Below are 849 nucleotides of genomic sequence, written 5' to 3'. Positions count from 1 at the left end.
TGGAGTCACGCGACGTTTGGGAATACGCTTTAGACCTGACACAAGAAGAGGTCGAACAGTTTGTCCGACACACCTGGGAAATAAGAACGGTTCATTTTGATTATTATTTTTTAGATGAAAACTGCTCCTACCAATTACTCACCTTATTGGATGCAGCCAGCGAACGCTTTAACTTCGTCGACGCCTTCAAACTCAGCGCAATCCCTTCCGATACAGTACGCGCCATTGAACAAGCAGGAGCGGTAAAGCACGCACGTTTTCGCCCTTCTACCTTAAGCCTGATGACTCAGATGATCGATAACTTAAGCGATGATGAGATCCACCTTGCCAGGAACTTGGTAGAAGATAACAAGCTTGCAACAAACCACTTGCAAAGATTGGATACAGAAAGTCAGGCAAAGGTTTTGGAATTGGCCTACCAATACAGCCGCTACCTGGCAGTGAGAAAAAATCCGACCTTCCACACCTTGGCAAACGAACGATCGAACTACTTTCGACTAGAAGTAAGATCGATAAGACTAAAGTATTTCCAGACTTTCCAACACCTAAGTATCGTGACGATCAAGGACATAACTCACGCCGATTAACGCTAGCCGGCGGTTATGACGGCAGCCACCATTTCCAGCAACTGGAAATTCGAGCAGCATACCATGATCAACTGGATGCCTTACCTGGCTATATTCAAGGCGCTAAACTTGAAATGCTTAACATGAAAGTTCGTCGTACCGAGGTAAATAACGAGGCAAAGACTCGACTCCAAGAACTGAAACTCATCGATATTGCCTCCTACACACCTCGAAACCTACTAATTACACCAATTTCCTGGCATGTTGCGACAGGCTTTTATCG

General features: G+C 45.3%; 1 protein-coding gene. It reads left to right on the top strand.

Going from position 1 to position 849, the window contains the following annotated elements; genetic code table 11:
• Positions 1–587, top strand: a 587-nt coding sequence (locus A3756_RS24350) for a DUF4105 domain-containing protein (RefSeq protein ID WP_156490741.1), incomplete at its 5' end; no start/stop codon positions are given.
• Positions 588–849 lie beyond the last annotated feature (262 nt).

Source organism: Oleiphilus sp. HI0086, assembly GCF_001635225.1.
Note: the sequence above shows the minus strand (reverse complement) of the source record. Positions and strands in the feature narration are given on the sequence as shown.